Below are 14,610 nucleotides of genomic sequence, written 5' to 3'. Positions count from 1 at the left end.
GGGTCCTGCGTCATGCCCGGCCCAGGGTCGGGCATCCACGCCTTCGGCGCGGCAGGAATACGTGGATGGCCGGGTCAAGCCCGGCCATGACGGTGGCTCTGCCGGCAGCGTTGATCGTTCTTCCCGGAGACCGCACCTGATGCGTATCCCCTGCCCCTATTGCGGCGAGCGCGACGCCCACGAGTTCAGCTATCTCGGCGACGCCACGCTGGTGCGGCCCGACCCGGCGGCGGTGGACGCGCAGGACTCCGCGCTCGCCGACCGCTTCCACGACTACGTCTATCTGCGCGACAACCCGGCCGGGGCGCACCGCGAATGGTGGTACCACGCCAATGGCTGCCGCCAGTGGGTGCGCGTGACGCGCGACACCCGCAACCACGCCATCGCCGGCGCCAGCCTCGCCCGCGAGCCGGGAGACGCCGCATGAGCCGCCCCGACAAGAACCGGCTGGCGAGCGGCGGCCTGATCGACCGCGCCGCGCCCCTCTCCTTCCGCTTCGACGGCCACAGCTACCGGGGCTATGCCGGCGACACGCTGGCCTCGGCGCTGCTGGCGAACGGCGTGCGCCTCGTCGGCCGCTCGTTCAAGTATCACCGCCCGCGCGGGATCTTCTCGGCCGGCGCGGAGGAGCCCAACGCCCTCGTCGAGCTGCGCTCCGGCGCGCGTCGCGAGCCGAACACCCGCGCCACCGTGGTCGAGCTGTTCGACGGGCTGGAGGCGACCAGCCAGAACCGCTGGCCCTCGCTCGGCCTCGACGTGCTGAGCGTGAACCGCTTTCTGTCGCCCTTCCTCGGTGCCGGCTTCTACTACAAGACCTTCATGTGGCCGGCGAGCTTCTGGGAGAAGCTCTACGAACCGTTCATCCGCCGCGCCGCCGGCCTCGGCCGCGCCGCCGAGGAGGCCGACCCCGACCATTACGAGAAGGCCACCGCCTTCTGCGACGTGCTGGTGATCGGCGCCGGCCCGGCGGGCCTGATGGCGGCGCTGGCGGCCGGGCGCACCGGCGCCCGCGTGATCCTCGCCGACGAGGACTTCCTGCCCGGCGGCCGGCTCAACGCCGAGCGGCGGGAGGTGCACGGACGGGCCGGTGCCGCCTATGCCGCGCATGTCGCGGCGGAGCTGGCGAGCCTGCCCAATGTGCGGTTGATGACGCGCACCACCGTGTTCGGCGCCTATGACAGCGGCACCTATGGCGCGCTGGAGCGGGTGGGCGACCACCTGCCCGTGCCGGCGCCCTTCCAGCCGCGCCAGCGGCTGTGGCGGATCATCGCCCGGCGCGCCGTGCTCGCCGCCGGCGCCACCGAACGGCCCATCGTGTTCGGCGGCAACGACCGGCCCGGCGTGATGCTGGCCGGCGCGGTCGGCACCTATGTGCAGCGCCACGCGGTGCTGCCGGGCCGGCACATCGCGCTCTTCGCCAACAATGACGACGCCTGGCGCGGCATGCTGGCGGCCAGCGAGGCGGGCGCGCGCGTCGAGGCCATCATCGACGTGCGCGAGGAGGTTTCCCCCGCCCTCGTCGAGGCGGCCCGCGCGCGCGACATCCGCGTGCTCGCCGGCTCGCGCGTCATCGCCACGCAGGGACGCAAGCTGCGCACGGTCGACGTCGCCACGCCGCGCGGCCGCGAGCAGCTCGTCGTCGATACGCTGGCGGTCTCCGGCGGCTGGTCGCCGGCCGTGCACCTGACCTGCCACCATGGCGGCAGGCCGGTGTGGAACGAGGCCATCGCCGCCTTCGTGCCGGGCGCCTCCCCGGCCGGGCTCACCGTCGCCGGCGCCGCCAATGGCAGCTTCGGCCTCGGCGCAGCGCTGCGCGAGGGCGCGGCGCAGGGCGCGGAGGCCGCCGAGGCGCTCGGCTTCCCGGTGCCGCCGCTCGACGTGCCGGCGGTGGAGGACGAGGCGTTCGCGCTCCAGCCCTTCTGGCATGTCGCGGATTCGAAGGGCGCGGCCTTCGTCGACCTGCAGAACGACGTCACCGCCAAGGATGTCGGTATCGCCCACAAGGAGGGCTTCCGTTCGGTCGAGCATCTCAAGCGCTACACGACGCTGGGCATGGCGACCGACCAGGGCCGCACCTCCAACGTCACCGGCCTCGCCATCATGGCGAGCCTCACCGGCGCCTCGATCCCCGAGACCGGCACGACGATCTTCCGCCCGCCCTACACGCCCGTCTCGCTGGGTGCGCTGGCCGGGCATCATCGCGGCAAGGATTTCCGCCCCGTCCGCCTCACCCCCACCCATGAATGGGCGGCGCGGCAGGGCGCGGTGTTCGTCGAGACCGGGGCGTGGCTGCGCGCGCAGTATTTCCCGCGCAAGGGCGAAAAGGACTGGCTGGAGACGGTGACGCGCGAGGTGACGGCGGTGCGCTCCTCCGTCGGGCTGATCGACGTCTCGACCTTCGGCAAGATCGACCTTCAGGGGCCGGACGCCGGGAGCTTCCTCGACCGCGTCTACATCAACGGCTTTTCGGCCCTCGCGGTGGGCAAGGCGCGCTACGGCGTGATGCTGCGCGAGGACGGCATGGTGATGGACGACGGCACCACGGCGCGGCTCGGCCCCGAGCACTACGTGATGACGACGACCACCGCCAACGCCGCCAAGGTCTACCAGCACCTCGAATTCTGCCTGCAGGTGCTGTGGCCGGAGCTCGACGTCGCCATCGCCTCGATTTCCGAGCAATGGGCGCAGATCGCCATCGCCGGCCCGCGTTCGCGCGAGGTGCTGGCGCGCGTGGTCGACGCGGACGTCGACGTCTCCAATGAGGGGCTGCCCTTCATAGGCGCCGTCGAGGGCCGGGTGATGGGCGGGGTGAAGGCGCGGCTCTTCCGCCTCTCCTTCTCCGGCGAGCTCGGCTACGAGATCGCGGTGCCCGCCCGCCATGGCGCCGCGCTGGCCGAGGCGTTGATGGCGGCCGGCGAGGAATTCGGCATCACTCCCTACGGCACCGAGGCGCTCGGCGTGATGCGCATCGAGAAGGGCCATGTCTCCGGCAACGAATTGTCCGGCCAGACCGCGGCGCGCGACCTCGGCCTCGGCCGGATGGCCTCGACCAAGAAGGACTATATCGGCCGCGTCATGGCCGGCCGTCCCGGCCTCGTCGATCCGGCGCGGCCGGGCTTCGTCGGCTTCCGGCCGGTGGAGCGCGCGCGCCGTCTGCGGGCGGGGGCGCATTTCCTGTCGCTCGGCGCGAAGCCGGAGACGGCCAATGACGAGGGCTACATGACCTCCGTCGCCTATTCGCCGCATCTGGGCCACTGGATCGGCCTCGGCCTGCTGGTGCGCGGGCCGGAGCGGATCGGCGAGCGGGTGCGCGCCTATGACCCGGTTCGCGGCGAGGAATTCGAGGTAGAAGTCTGCGCGCCCGGCTTCATCGATCCGGAAGGGGAGCGTCTGCGTGGCTGACCGTTCGTCTCATGACCCGCTTCACGATCCGCTTGCCGGCATCGCCTTCGACCGCGTGCCGCCTGCCGGCGCCTATGGCGCGGCGGGCGAGCCCGGCGTGGGCGTGTCCACCGCCGAGGAGCCCTTCATCGCGCTGGCCGTCGCCCGGCAGGGCCACGCGGCGAGCGTGGTCGAACGCCTGCGCCGCGCGCTCGGCGTCGAGCTGGCCGACCGGCCGCACGCGGCGATCGAGGGCGGCACCACCGTCGTCGGCACCGCGCCGGGACGCTTCCTCGTGCTGTCGCGCAGCGAGCCCGACCTCGCCGGCACGCTGCGCGCGGTGCTCGGCACCGAGGCGGCCGTGACCGAGCAGGGCGACGGCTATGTGACCTTCGACCTTTCCGGCCCCCGCGTTCCCGACCTTCTCGCCAAGGGCGCGCTGGTCGACCTCGACCCGCTCGTCTTCCGCGTCGGCGATGCCGCGACCACGGTGATCGCGCATATCGGCGTGACGCTGTGGCGGACGGGCGAAACTTCCTACCGGCTGCTCGTCGCCCGCAGCCTGGAGGCGGCCTTCACCCGCTTCCTGATCGCCAGCGGTGCCGAATACGGCCTGCGTCTCGAAAACCAAGGTTCCGGCGGCCGAGGTTGACGGCGGCGCGTCGCGCGCTTCCACGAACACCTCATCTCCCCTAAAACCCGCCCGGCGCGCGCATCACCATCGCCCTTGCCGCCGCCGGCGTTTCGACGAGACAGATCCATGACCGAGAGCACCCAACCCTACGTCCTCACCTTCTCCTGCCCCGACCGTCCGGGCATCGTCGCCGCGGTGGCCAGCTTCCTGTTCGAGCATGGCGGCAACATCCTGGAGGCGCAGCAGTTCGACGACACCGAGAGCGGCCGCTTCTTCATGCGGGTGATGTTCGACCGCGAGGCGGGCTCGGACTCGCTGGAGGCGCTGAAGGCCGAGTTCGCGGACGTGGCCGATAAGTTCTCGCTCAACTGGCGCCTGCGCCCGCGCAGCCAGAAGCGCCGGGTGATGCTGCTGGTCTCCAAGTTCGACCACTGCCTCGCCGACCTGCTCTACCGCTGGCGCATCGGCGAGATCCCGATGGAGATCGTCGCCATCGTCGCCAACTATCCGCGCGAGACCTACGCCCATCTCGATTTCGGCGACATCCCGTTTCACTACCTGCCGATCACCAAGGCGACCAAGATGGAGCAGGAAGCCCAGGTGTGGGAGCTGTTCCAGAAGAGCGGCGCCGAGGTGGCCGTGCTCGCCCGCTACATGCAGGTGCTCTCCGACGGGCTCTCGGCCAAGCTTTCCGGGCGCTGCATCAACATCCACCACTCCTTCCTGCCCGGCTTCAAGGGCGCCAAGCCCTACCACCAGGCGCATGAGCGCGGGGTGAAGCTGATCGGCGCCACCGCCCATTACGTCACCTCCGACCTCGACGAAGGCCCGATCATCGAGCAGGACGTGGAGCGCATCACCCATCAGGACACCGCCGAGGACCTCGTGCGCAAGGGGCGCGACATCGAGCGCCGCGTGCTGGCCCGGGCACTCGCCTGGCACCTCGACGACCGGGTGGTGATGAACGGCCGCAAGACCGTCGTGTTCCGCGACTGAGGAGGCTCCGATGGTCGAGACCCGCCTGATCGACGGCAAGGCCTTTGCCGAAGGGCTGCGCAAGCGCGTGGCCAGCGACGTCACCGCGTTCCACGCCGCGACCGGCGTGACGCCGGGGCTCGCGGTGGTGCTCGTGGGCGAGGATCCCGCGAGCGCGGTCTATGTGCGCAACAAGGGCAAGCAGACGGTCGAGGCCGGAATGGCCTCCATCGAGCACAAGCTGCCGGCCACGACGACGCAGGCCGAATTGCTGGCGCTGATCGCCGCGCTCAACGCCGAGAAGGACGTGCACGGCATCCTCGTGCAGCTTCCCCTGCCCGGCCATATCGACGCGCAGGCGGTGCTCGCCACCATCGACCCCGCCAAGGACGTGGACGGCTTCCACGTGGTGAATGCCGGCCGGCTGGCGGTCGGGCTCGACGCGCTGGTGCCCTGCACGCCGCTCGGCTGCGTGATGCTGCTGAAGGACCGGCTGGGCTCGCTGAGCGGGCTGGAGGCGGTCGTCGTCGGCCGCTCCAACATCGTCGGCAAGCCGCTCGCCCAGCTGCTGCTGCGCGAGGACTGCACCGTCACCATCGCCCATTCGCGCACCCGCGACCTGCCCGAGGTCTGCCGGCGCGCCGACATCCTCATCGGCGCGGTGGGCCGGCCGGAGATGATCCGCGGCGCGTGGATCAAGCCCGGCGCCACGGTGATCGACGTCGGCATCAACCGGGTCGACAAGCCGGGTGGCGGCACGCGGCTCGTCGGCGACGTGGCCTTCGACGAGGCGCAGGGCATCGCCGGCGCCATCACGCCGGTGCCGGGCGGCGTCGGCCCGATGACCATCGCCTGCCTGCTGCAGAACACGCTGACGGCGGCGCGGCGGCAGCTCGGCGCGTGAACCCTTCCGCCGCCGCGTTGAAGCGCGGGGCGGCGGGCGCTACCTAGTCCAGTCACACGCGGCGTCATCGCCCCCTCGCGTCGAGGCGGATGCTGGCGCCGCGCGCTTTTGGGAGGAGGCGCAGCATGGACCGGTTCATGGGTGGCTGCCTGTGCGGCAGCGTCCGGCTCGTGGCGACGGGGCGCCCCTACCGGGTCGGGCTGTGCCACTGCCTCGACTGCCGCAAGCATCACGGCGCGCTTTTCCACGCCTCGGCGGTGTTCCCGCAGGACGCGGTGACGATCGACGGCGAGACACGCGACTATGCCGGGCGCTTCTTCTGCCCCCGCTGCGGATCGTCGGTGTTCGGACGCACCGGAGACGAGATCGAGGTGAACCTCGGATCGCTGGATGCTCCCGACCAGCTGACGCCGACCTACGAGCTCTGGACCGTGCGGCGCGAGTCCTGGCTGCCGCCGTTCCCGCTCGCCCGCCACTACGCGCGCGACCGCGACACGGCGGGCCGCTTCGAGGATTAGGCCCGCGTCATGCGGTTCCACGCGTCGAGGCCGGCGATCTTGTAGGCCTCGGCGAGGGTGGGATAGTTGAAGGTGTTCTCGATGAAGTAGTCGATGGTGCCCTTCAGGTTCAGCACCGCCTGACCGATGTGGATCAGCTCCGTCGCGCCCTCGCCGACGATGTGCACGCCGAGCAGGCGGCGCGTCTTCACCGAGAAGATCATCTTCATCATGCCGTTGCTGAGGCCCATGATGTGGCCGCGCGAGGTCTCGCGGAAGCGGGCGATGCCGCATTCGTAGGGGATCTCGCGCCGGCGCACCTCCTCCTCGCTCATGCCCACCGTCGACATCTCCGGCACCGAATAGATGCCATAGGGGAAGAATTCCGGCGGAGGGGGCGGCTGGAGGCCGAAGGCGTGGCAGGCGGCGACGCGGCCCTGCTCCATCGAGGTGGAGGCGAGGCTGGGGAAGCCGATGACGTCGCCGGCGGCGTAGATGTGCGGCACCGCGGTCTGGAGCGTCTTCGGATCGACGCCGATGCGCCCGCGATGATCGACGGCGAGCCCGGCCGCGGGAAGGTTCAGCCGGTCGGTGGCGCCGACGCGGCCGGCGGCGAAGAGCAGCATGTCGGACTGCACCGAGCGCCCGTCCGCCAGCCGGCAGACCGGCCGCTCCTCGGCGCCGAGCTCGATGGCGGTGACCGCGGCGCCGAAGCGCAGCCCGACATTGCGGTCGCGCAGCTCATGGACGAACTCCTCGATCAGCTCCTTGTCGATGAAGTCGAGGAAGCTGTTGCGGGGCTCGATCAGCGTCACCGCCACGTCGAGCGCCGAGAAGATGGAGGCGTATTCGACGCCGATGACCCCGGCGCCGATGACGGTGAGGCTGCGCGGCAGCTTCGGCAGGTCGACGATCTCGTCGCTGTCGAACACCGTGCGGCCGTTGAAGGGCACATAGTCCGGCCGGAAGGGACGCGTGCCGACGGCGATGAGGACGTGCTCGCCGGTATAGGTGTCGACGTCGCCGTTCTCCTCGGTGATCTCGACGGTGTGCGGATCGAGGAAGCGGGCCTCGCCGCGCGCGGTCTTCACGCCGTTGCGGGCGAACTGGTGCTCCAGCACCTCGACCTCGTGATCGAGCGTCTTGTGCAGACGCGCCATCAAGTCGCCGGCACCGATGTCCTGCTTCACCCGGTAGGAGCGGCCGTAGAAGCCGCGCTCGCGCCAGCCGGAGAGGTTCAGCACGGTCTCGCGCAGCGTCTTGGAGGGGATGGTGCCGGTGTGGACGGAAACGCCGCCGACGCGGCGACCCTTCTCGACGACCAGGACGGACCGGCCGATCTTGGCGGCCTGCACGGCGGCGCGGCGCCCGGAAGGGCCGCTGCCGATGACAATCATGTCGTAATCATACATGGAAGACGCCAAACCATTTGCGGGCAGCAGGGATTACCGTCATCGATGCACGATGAATGCCAAGCTTCGATGACGGCGGGCGGCACGCGGCGCCCGGCTTTTGTCACTGGCAGGCTTGGCTTTTGCCGGCGGAAAGGCTCCCATTGTCCGCGACACGGAGAGACGCCGAATTGACCGACACGTCACGCAAGCCGGCCGCGCGCGCCGAGGCCGCGGAGGATCTGAGCACCGGCTCGGGCGCGCCGCTCGCCAATGAGCGCACGCTGGAACAGGCGCTGGGCCTGCAGGTGCGCTCGCTGCGCCGCGACCTCGACCTCACCGTCTCCGACGTCGCCAGCGCGGCGGGAATCTCAGTGGGGATGCTGTCGAAGATCGAGAACGGGCTGATCTCGCCCTCGCTGGCGACGCTGCAATCCATCGCCACCGTGCTGAACGTGCCGATCTCCACGCTGTTCTCCAGCTTCGAGGAGAAACGCGACTGTTCCTTCGTGCCGGCCGGACAGGGCGTGCACATCGAGCGGCGCGGCACCAAGGTCGGCCACCAGTACGAACTGCTCGGCCACGCGCTGGGCGGGGAAGTGGCGGTCGAGCCCTATCTCATCACGCTGAGCGAGGAGGCGGTGCCCTATACCGGCTTCCGCCATGCCGGGGTGGAGTTCATCCACATGCTGACCGGCGAGGTGGTCTACCGCCACGGCGACCGGGCCTACCACCTGAGGCCCGGGGATTCGCTGCTGTTCGATTCCGCCGCCACGCACGGGCCGGAAGAGCTGGTGGTTCGGCCGATGACCTATCTGTCGATCATCATCTACCCACGCGAGCCGGAGCGGTAGGACGCCCCTTTTCCCCGCTCCATTTTTTCCTCAGAAGAAAATATTATTCTCGACTGATTGACGCCCGCGTTGGCGGCTCCTAAAAGGTTGGGCACGTCCTTCCACACCCTTCCCTGCCAGGAGTTCCGCCATGTGCGGCATTGTCGGCCTTTTCCTGAAGGAGCCGAAGCTGGAGCCCGAACTCGGGGCCCTGCTGTCGGAGATGCTCGATATCATGTGCGACCGGGGGCCGGATTCCGCCGGCTTCGCGGTCTATGGCGCGGGCACGCCCGGCTTCGTGAAGCTGACCCTGCGCGGCCCGGCCGGCACGGACTTCGCCGCGCTCGGCGGGCAGATCGGCCATCTCGTCACCCCGCGCGATACCCATGCGGTACTGAGCGTGCCGGCGGCCGAGGAAGCCGCCGTGCGGGCGGCGCTGGCGCGCATCGCGCCCGAGGTGCGGGTGGTGGGCGCGGGCAACCGCATGGAGCTCTACAAGGAGGTCGGGCTGCCGGCCGACGTCGCCAAGCGCTTCAAGCTGGAGACCATGAGCGGCACCCACGCCATCGGCCACACCCGCATGGCGACCGAGAGCGCCGTGACCACGGACGGCGCGCATCCCTTCTCCACCGGTCCGGACCAGTGCCTGGTGCATAACGGCTCGCTGTCCAACCATGCCGGCGTGCGCCGGCTGCTCGCCCGCGAGGGGCTGAGCGTGAACACCGAGAACGACAGCGAGGTCGCGGCCGCCTACCTCACCTACCGCATGCGCGGCGGCGACACGCTGGGCGAGGCACTGGAGCATTCGCTCGACGACCTCGACGGCTTCTACACCTTCGTCGTCGGCACCGAGACCGGCTTCGGCGTGCTGCGCGACCCGATCGCCTGCAAGCCGGCCGTCATGGCCGAGACGGACAGCTACGTCGCCTTCGCCTCCGAATACCGCGCGCTCGCCGGCCTGCCGGGCATCGAGACGGCGCGGGTCTTCGAGCCGGAGCCGGCCAAGGTCTATTTCTGGGATCGCGCAGCATGAACCTCAAGCTGAAGCCTGCCGTCTCGGACGGCGAAACCTTCTTCGACCTCGCGCAGGCCCCGCTGCGCGAGCTGAACGCGGCGCTGCACAAGCTCGCCGCCGACACCAACGAGACGCACTGGAAGGTGTTCAACCCCGCCGGCCGCCACGCCGTCGCCGCCGGGCTCGACGCTCCGGTCACGGTCGAGATCGACGGGCCGGTCGGCTACTACTGCGCCGGCATGAACAAGCAGGCGCGCGTGATCATCAACGGCAATGCCGGCGTCGGCGTCGCCGAGAACATGATGAGCGGCTTCGTGCATGTGAAGGGCGACGCCAGCCAGTCGGCCGGCGCCACCGCCCATGGCGGCCTGCTCGTCGTCGACGGCAACGCCTCGGCGCGCTGCGGCATCTCGATGAAGGGCATCGACATCGTGGTGAAGGGCTCGGTCGGCCATATGAGCGCCTTCATGGCGCAGGCCGGCACCCTCACCGTGCTGGGCGACGCGGGCGAGGCGCTCGGCGACAGCCTCTACGAGGCCAAGCTGTTCGTGCGCGGCTCGGTGGCCGGCCTCGGGGCCGACTGCATCGAGAAGGAGATGCGCGAGGAGCACAAGGCGCTGCTCGCCGCCAAGCTCGAGGCCGCCGGCATCCTTGGCGAGGTCGATATCTCCGAGTTCCGCCGCTACGGCTCGGCGCGCACGCTCTACCATTTCCACGTCGACAACGTGTCGAGCTACTGAGGGCGACGGCGATGACCGACCACAGCAACACGCCGCGCACCACTCCCCGCGCCTCCTCCACCTTCGACGCCTACACGCTCTCGGAGATCCGCCGCGCGGCGGCGACCGGCATCTACGACATCCGCGGCGGCGGCGCGAAGCGCAAGGTCCCGCATTTCGACGACCTGCTGTTCCTCGGCGCCTCGATGTCGCGCTACCCGCTGGAAGGCTACCGCGAGAAGTGCTCGACGGAAGTCGTGCTCGGCACGCGCTTCGCCAAGAAGCCGATCGAGCTGAAGATCCCGATCACCATCGCCGGCATGAGCTTCGGCTCGCTCTCGGCCAACGCCAAGGAAGCGCTTGGGCGCGGCGCCTCGGCCATGGGCACCTCCACCACCACCGGCGACGGCGGCATGACCAATGAGGAGCGCGGGCACTCCACCCAGCTCGTCTACCAGTACCTGCCCTCGCGCTACGGCATGAACCCGGACGACCTCAAGCGCGCCGACGCCATCGAGGTGGTGGTCGGCCAGGGCGCCAAGCCCGGCGGCGGCGGCATGCTGCTCGGCCAGAAGATCACCGAGCGCGTGGCCAAGATGCGCACCCTGCCGGTGGGCATCGACCAGCGCTCGGCCTGCCGCCACCCGGACTGGACCGGGCCGGACGATCTCGAGATCAAGATCGAGGAACTGCGCGAGATCACCGACTGGGAGAAGCCGATCTATGTGAAGGTCGGCGCCGCCCGCCCCTATTACGACACGGCGCTGGCCGTGAAGTCCGGCGCGGACGTGGTGGTCGTCGACGGCATGCAGGGCGGCACGGCGGCGACGCAGGAGATCTTCATCGAGCATGTCGGCATCCCGACGCTGGCGGCGGTCCGCCAGGCGGTGAAGGCACTGCAGGACCTCGGCATGCACCGCAAGGTGCAGCTCATCGTCTCCGGCGGCATCCGCAACGGCGCGGACGTGGCCAAGGCGCTGGCGCTCGGCGCCGACGCGGTGGCCATCGGCACGGCGGCGCTCGTCGCGCTCGGCGACAACGACCCACGCTGGGAAGCCGACTACGAGGCGCTGGGCACCACCGCCGGCGCCTATGACGACTGGCACGAGGGCCGCGACCCCGCGGGCATCACCACGCAGGACCCGGCGCTGATGACCCGGCTCGACCCGATCGCCGCCGGCCGCCGCCTCGCCAACTACCTCGCCGTGCTGACGCTGGAGTGCCAGACCATCGCGCGCGCCTGCGGCAAGAGCCACGTCCACAACCTGGAGCCGGAGGACCTGGTGGCGCTGACCATCGAGGCCGCCGCCATGGCCAACGTGCCGCTGGCCGGCACCAGCTGGATCCCGGGCAGCACCGGCAGTTTCTGAAACCCTTGAACCCCGCGCCTCGGCGCGGGGTTTGCACGTCCACGCCGAGAATATGCCGCCCTGCGCGCTGAGCGCGACGCGAACCCTGTCGAAGCTACGAGCCCGAACGGGCCGGGGAACAGCACGAAACCGGAATGAACCATGGCCACTGAACTCGCCACTGCCGACCTGAAGCACGCCGCCAAGGAACTCGGCATCAAGTACTTCCTGATCTCCTATGTCGACCTGTTCGGCGCGCTGCGGGCCAAGCTGGTCCCGGCGACCGCCATCGGCGGCATGCAGAAGTCCGGCGCGGGCTTCGCCGGCTTCGCCACCTGGCTCGACATGAGCCCGGCCGACGCGGACCTGTTCGCCGTGCCCGATCCGCAGAGCCTGATCCAGCTTCCCTGGAAGCCGGAAGTGGGCTGGCTCGCCTCCGACCTCGTGATGAACGACGAGCTGGTCGCCCAGGCGCCGCGCAACGTGCTGAAGACCACCATGCTGGGCGCCGACTCGGTCGGCTACCAGATGAAGACCGGCGTCGAGTGCGAGTTCTTCCTGACCAACGCCGACGGCACGAAGATCTCCGACGCCGCCGACAACGCCACCAAGCCCTGCTACGACCAGTCCGCCCTGATGCGCCGCTACGAGGTGATCAAGGAGCTGTGCGACTGCATGCTGGCGCTGGGCTGGGGGCCGTACCAGAACGACCATGAGGACGCCAACGGCCAGTTCGAGATGAACTGGGACTTCGACGACGCGCTGGTGACGGCCGACCGCCACGTCTTCTTCAAGTACATGGCCCGCGCCATCGCGGAGAAGCACGGCCTGCGCGCCACCTTCATGCCCAAGCCCTTCATCGACCTGACCGGCTCGGGCTGCCACATGCACACCTCGCTGTGGGCCGGCGACACCAACCTGTTCGAGGACGAGGCGGGCGAACTCGGCCTCTCCGATCTCGGCTACAACTTCATCGGCGGCCTCATCCACTCGGCCGACGCCATCTGCGCCTTCACCAACCCGACGGTGAACTCCTACAAGCGCATCAACGCGCCGCGCACCGTCTCCGGCGCCACCTGGGCGCCGAACACCGTCACCTATACCGGCAACAACCGCACCCACATGATCCGCATCCCCGATGCGGGCCGGCTGGAGCTGCGCCTGCCGGACGGCGCCGCCAACCCCTATCTCGCCCCCGCCGCCGTGCTCGCCGCCGGCCTGGACGGCATCCAGAACCAGCGCGATCCGGGCAAGCGGCTCGACATCAACATGTACACGGACGGGCACAAGGTGCGCGGCGCCAAGAAGCTGCCGCTCAACCTGCTCGACGCCATCCGCGCGCTGGAGAAGTCCTCGGTGCTGCGCAACGCCCTCGGCGCGCCGTTGATCAACGGCTATACCAAGCTGAAGACCGAGGAGTGGGACGCCTATTCGCGCCACCTCACCCAGTGGGAGCGCGACAACACGCTCGATATCTGAGCGTTCGGCGCCGTTTCGACGGCGGACGCCTCGCCGGTGCCGCGCGCCTGCCGCGCCGGCGCCGGCATCCCCGCGATCTCGCGCACCAGCTTGTCGCGAATCGCCTGCGCGTAGTGCGCGCGGGACTTCACCGGCACGACGAAGGCGCCGGGACCGCCGATGACCTGCGTCTCGAAATAGGCGACGAGCTCGTCATTCGACACGAGGCTCAGCGTGGCCGCCTCGTCCACGCCGACGCTGCCGAAGGGCACCGTCTCGGCCGCGTCGCGATAGACGATGGGCAGGCCGTTGATGACGATGCCGCGCGCCAGCACCTCCCGCCGCACCACCTCGAGCGGCTCGCCGCGATTGCTCATGCCGTCGCCGGACACGTCGATCACCCATCGCTCGCCCTCGTAGGAATTGCGCTCGAACAGCCGGGCACCGAAGGCGAGCGCGTTGCCGAGCGCCGTTCCGTAGGTGAGCCGGCCGGGAAAGGTCCCGGCCAGCCGTTCCGCGAAGGCGAAGGCCGAGGCCGGGCTGTCGATGAGCGTCCACGGCACCACCACGCGCTGCCGGTCGGCGCTCCCCCATTCCACATAAACGACGGCGATGCGCCGGCGCGCGCCGCGCGCGATGGCGCGCTGCACCTCGGCGCTGCGAAAGGCGGCGACGAAGCCGTCGCGCTGGAGGCGTTTCTCCTCGATGTCCATCGAGGTCGACACGTCGCTGGCGATCACCAGTTCCAGATCGACCGGCATGTCGCCGGCTTGGGTGGCGTCGAGGGCGGCGCTCTCCTCCGGAACCTCGCGTGCCTCGCCGCCCCACACGCCAGCGGACAGCGCAAGAAGCGTGGCGCAAAAGTACACTATCACTTCAGGCGTAGGGCGCGATGCATTGTGCATGAGCATTTCCTGTGTCGTCTTAAGACGATCTGCTCGAAGAGCCCCAAGGGTCCGGTGGAATTGTTGCGACATTATTTGATCTGAGGCGTCGTGAACGTGCACGATCCTTCGCGCGTCGCGACCGCCGGTAAGGTGCGGGGGAGATGGACGCGCATGAACGGGAGAGGCACCGAGCCGGCGGCCAGACTGTGCTTTGCCGAGATGATCTTCGACGCGGAATTGCTCTGGGCGGCGCGCCCGCGCGGGCGAAGGGTGCGCTTCACGCGCTCGGAGCGCGCCGTGCTGGCGGCACTGATCCGCAACGCGCACCGGATCATGACGCGCAACCAACTGCTGGACGCCATTTCGGGCGTCGGCTCGGACGCCGCCGAGCGCAGCATCGACTTCCTCATCAACCGCCTGCGCGGCAAGCTGGGCGACGATGCCCGCCGCCCGCGCTTCATCGCCACGCAATATGGCGAGGGCTATGTGTGGATCGCCGAACCGCGAAAGGAGAAAGCCGACGGAAAGCCCCCGAAGGCAAAGACCGGCGCCAACGGGGCGGCGTGA

Annotated in this window: 14 protein-coding genes; 12 read left to right on the top strand and 2 right to left on the bottom strand. The window is 69.8% G+C overall.

All coding sequences use genetic code 11. The features are described from left to right. Positions 1 to 139 precede the first annotated feature (139 nt). The 6 genes from FO470_RS16145 (at position 140) to FO470_RS16120 (ending at position 6,412) form a co-directional block, all read left to right on the top strand. A complete protein-coding gene (locus FO470_RS16145; RefSeq protein ID WP_144343992.1) occupies positions 140 to 427 on the top strand; it encodes a sarcosine oxidase subunit delta in 288 nt (95 codons plus the stop codon). Beyond that, a complete protein-coding gene (locus tag FO470_RS16140) occupies positions 424 to 3,402 on the top strand; it encodes a sarcosine oxidase subunit alpha family protein (protein WP_144343991.1) in 2,979 nt (992 codons plus the stop codon). The genes FO470_RS16145 and FO470_RS16140 overlap by 4 nt, the downstream gene beginning before the upstream one ends. Beyond that, on the top strand, positions 3,395 to 4,033 hold the full coding sequence (locus FO470_RS16135) for a sarcosine oxidase subunit gamma (RefSeq protein WP_144343990.1): 639 nt from the start codon (positions 3,395 to 3,397) through the stop codon (positions 4,031 to 4,033). Before FO470_RS16140 ends, FO470_RS16135 begins: the two co-directional genes overlap by 8 nt. Before the next feature lie 108 nt (positions 4,034 to 4,141). Further along, positions 4,142 to 5,011: a formyltetrahydrofolate deformylase gene (gene purU, locus FO470_RS16130; RefSeq protein ID WP_144343989.1), complete on the top strand. Its 870-nt coding sequence runs from the start codon at positions 4,142 to 4,144 to the stop codon at positions 5,009 to 5,011. Positions 5,012 to 5,021: 10 nt separating this feature from the next. After that, the gene (gene folD / locus FO470_RS16125; RefSeq protein WP_144343988.1) at positions 5,022 to 5,894 is read left to right on the top strand and encodes a bifunctional methylenetetrahydrofolate dehydrogenase/methenyltetrahydrofolate cyclohydrolase FolD; all 873 of its coding nucleotides are present in this window, start codon (positions 5,022 to 5,024) and stop codon (positions 5,892 to 5,894) included. Positions 5,895 to 6,019: 125 nt separating this feature from the next. Further along, complete coding sequence (locus FO470_RS16120; protein ID WP_144343987.1) at positions 6,020 to 6,412, top strand: GFA family protein; 393 nt, start codon at positions 6,020 to 6,022, stop codon at positions 6,410 to 6,412. Here FO470_RS16120 and sthA read toward each other — a convergent pair. Further along, entirely contained in the window at positions 6,409 to 7,803 is a 1,395-nt protein-coding gene (sthA, locus tag FO470_RS16115) for a Si-specific NAD(P)(+) transhydrogenase (protein WP_144343986.1), read from the bottom strand. The two genes, FO470_RS16120 and sthA, sit on opposite strands and share 4 nt — an antisense overlap. Before the next feature lie 170 nt (positions 7,804 to 7,973). Here sthA and FO470_RS16110 point away from each other — a divergent pair, with 170 nt between their 5' ends. The 5 genes from FO470_RS16110 to glnT all read left to right on the top strand — a co-directional run bounded on the left by FO470_RS16110 (position 7,974) and on the right by glnT (position 13,177). Beyond that, the gene (locus tag FO470_RS16110; RefSeq protein ID WP_244616501.1) at positions 7,974 to 8,636 is read left to right on the top strand and encodes a helix-turn-helix domain-containing protein; all 663 of its coding nucleotides are present in this window, start codon (positions 7,974 to 7,976) and stop codon (positions 8,634 to 8,636) included. Positions 8,637 to 8,766: 130 nt separating this feature from the next. Further along, positions 8,767 to 9,648 carry a class II glutamine amidotransferase gene (locus tag FO470_RS16105; protein ID WP_144343984.1) on the top strand — a complete coding sequence of 294 codons (882 nt, stop codon included), beginning with the start codon at positions 8,767 to 8,769 and terminating at the stop codon, positions 9,646 to 9,648. Next, the gene (locus tag FO470_RS16100; RefSeq protein ID WP_144343983.1) at positions 9,645 to 10,370 is read left to right on the top strand and encodes a protein glxC; all 726 of its coding nucleotides are present in this window, start codon (positions 9,645 to 9,647) and stop codon (positions 10,368 to 10,370) included. Before FO470_RS16105 ends, FO470_RS16100 begins: the two co-directional genes overlap by 4 nt. 11 nt (positions 10,371 to 10,381) lie before the next feature. Beyond that, complete coding sequence (locus FO470_RS16095; protein ID WP_144343982.1) at positions 10,382 to 11,719, top strand: FMN-binding glutamate synthase family protein; 1,338 nt, start codon at positions 10,382 to 10,384, stop codon at positions 11,717 to 11,719. Between the two features lie 141 nt (positions 11,720 to 11,860). Further along, positions 11,861 to 13,177, top strand: coding sequence for a type III glutamate--ammonia ligase (gene glnT / locus FO470_RS16090; protein WP_144343981.1), 1,317 nt, complete (start codon positions 11,861 to 11,863; stop codon positions 13,175 to 13,177). On the opposite strand, the gene FO470_RS16085 is transcribed toward glnT, so the two are convergent. Then, on the bottom strand, positions 13,126 to 14,025 hold the full coding sequence (locus FO470_RS16085) for a DUF1194 domain-containing protein (protein ID WP_186291994.1): 900 nt from the start codon (positions 14,023 to 14,025) through the stop codon (positions 13,126 to 13,128). The two genes, glnT and FO470_RS16085, sit on opposite strands and share 52 nt — an antisense overlap. Before the next feature lie 189 nt (positions 14,026 to 14,214). On the opposite strand from FO470_RS16085, the gene FO470_RS16080 reads away from it, so the two are divergent. Next, positions 14,215 to 14,610 (top strand): winged helix-turn-helix domain-containing protein, encoded by a 396-nt coding sequence (locus FO470_RS16080; RefSeq protein WP_144343979.1) that lies wholly within the window; start codon positions 14,215 to 14,217, stop codon positions 14,608 to 14,610.

Source organism: Ancylobacter moscoviensis (assembly GCF_007559435.1).
Taxonomy (GTDB): domain Bacteria; phylum Pseudomonadota; class Alphaproteobacteria; order Rhizobiales; family Xanthobacteraceae; genus Ancylobacter; species Ancylobacter moscoviensis.
Note: the sequence above shows the minus strand (reverse complement) of the source record. Positions and strands in the feature narration are given on the sequence as shown.

Coding starts and splice junctions, on each gene's coding strand:
- purU (WP_144343989.1), top strand. CDS start 4,142: ATGACCGAGAGCACCCAACCCTACGTCCTCACCTTCTCCTGCCCCGAC.
- folD (WP_144343988.1), top strand. CDS start 5,022: ATGGTCGAGACCCGCCTGATCGACGGCAAGGCCTTTGCCGAAGGGCTG.
- sthA (WP_144343986.1), bottom strand. CDS start 7,803: ATGTATGATTACGACATGATTGTCATCGGCAGCGGCCCTTCCGGGCGC.
- FO470_RS16095 (WP_144343982.1), top strand. CDS start 10,382: ATGACCGACCACAGCAACACGCCGCGCACCACTCCCCGCGCCTCCTCC.
- FO470_RS16080 (WP_144343979.1), top strand. CDS start 14,215: ATGAACGGGAGAGGCACCGAGCCGGCGGCCAGACTGTGCTTTGCCGAG.
- FO470_RS16120 (WP_144343987.1), top strand. CDS start 6,020: ATGGACCGGTTCATGGGTGGCTGCCTGTGCGGCAGCGTCCGGCTCGTG.
- FO470_RS16105 (WP_144343984.1), top strand. CDS start 8,767: ATGTGCGGCATTGTCGGCCTTTTCCTGAAGGAGCCGAAGCTGGAGCCC.
- FO470_RS16145 (WP_144343992.1), top strand. CDS start 140: ATGCGTATCCCCTGCCCCTATTGCGGCGAGCGCGACGCCCACGAGTTC.
- FO470_RS16140 (WP_144343991.1), top strand. CDS start 424: ATGAGCCGCCCCGACAAGAACCGGCTGGCGAGCGGCGGCCTGATCGAC.
- glnT (WP_144343981.1), top strand. CDS start 11,861: ATGGCCACTGAACTCGCCACTGCCGACCTGAAGCACGCCGCCAAGGAA.
- FO470_RS16100 (WP_144343983.1), top strand. CDS start 9,645: ATGAACCTCAAGCTGAAGCCTGCCGTCTCGGACGGCGAAACCTTCTTC.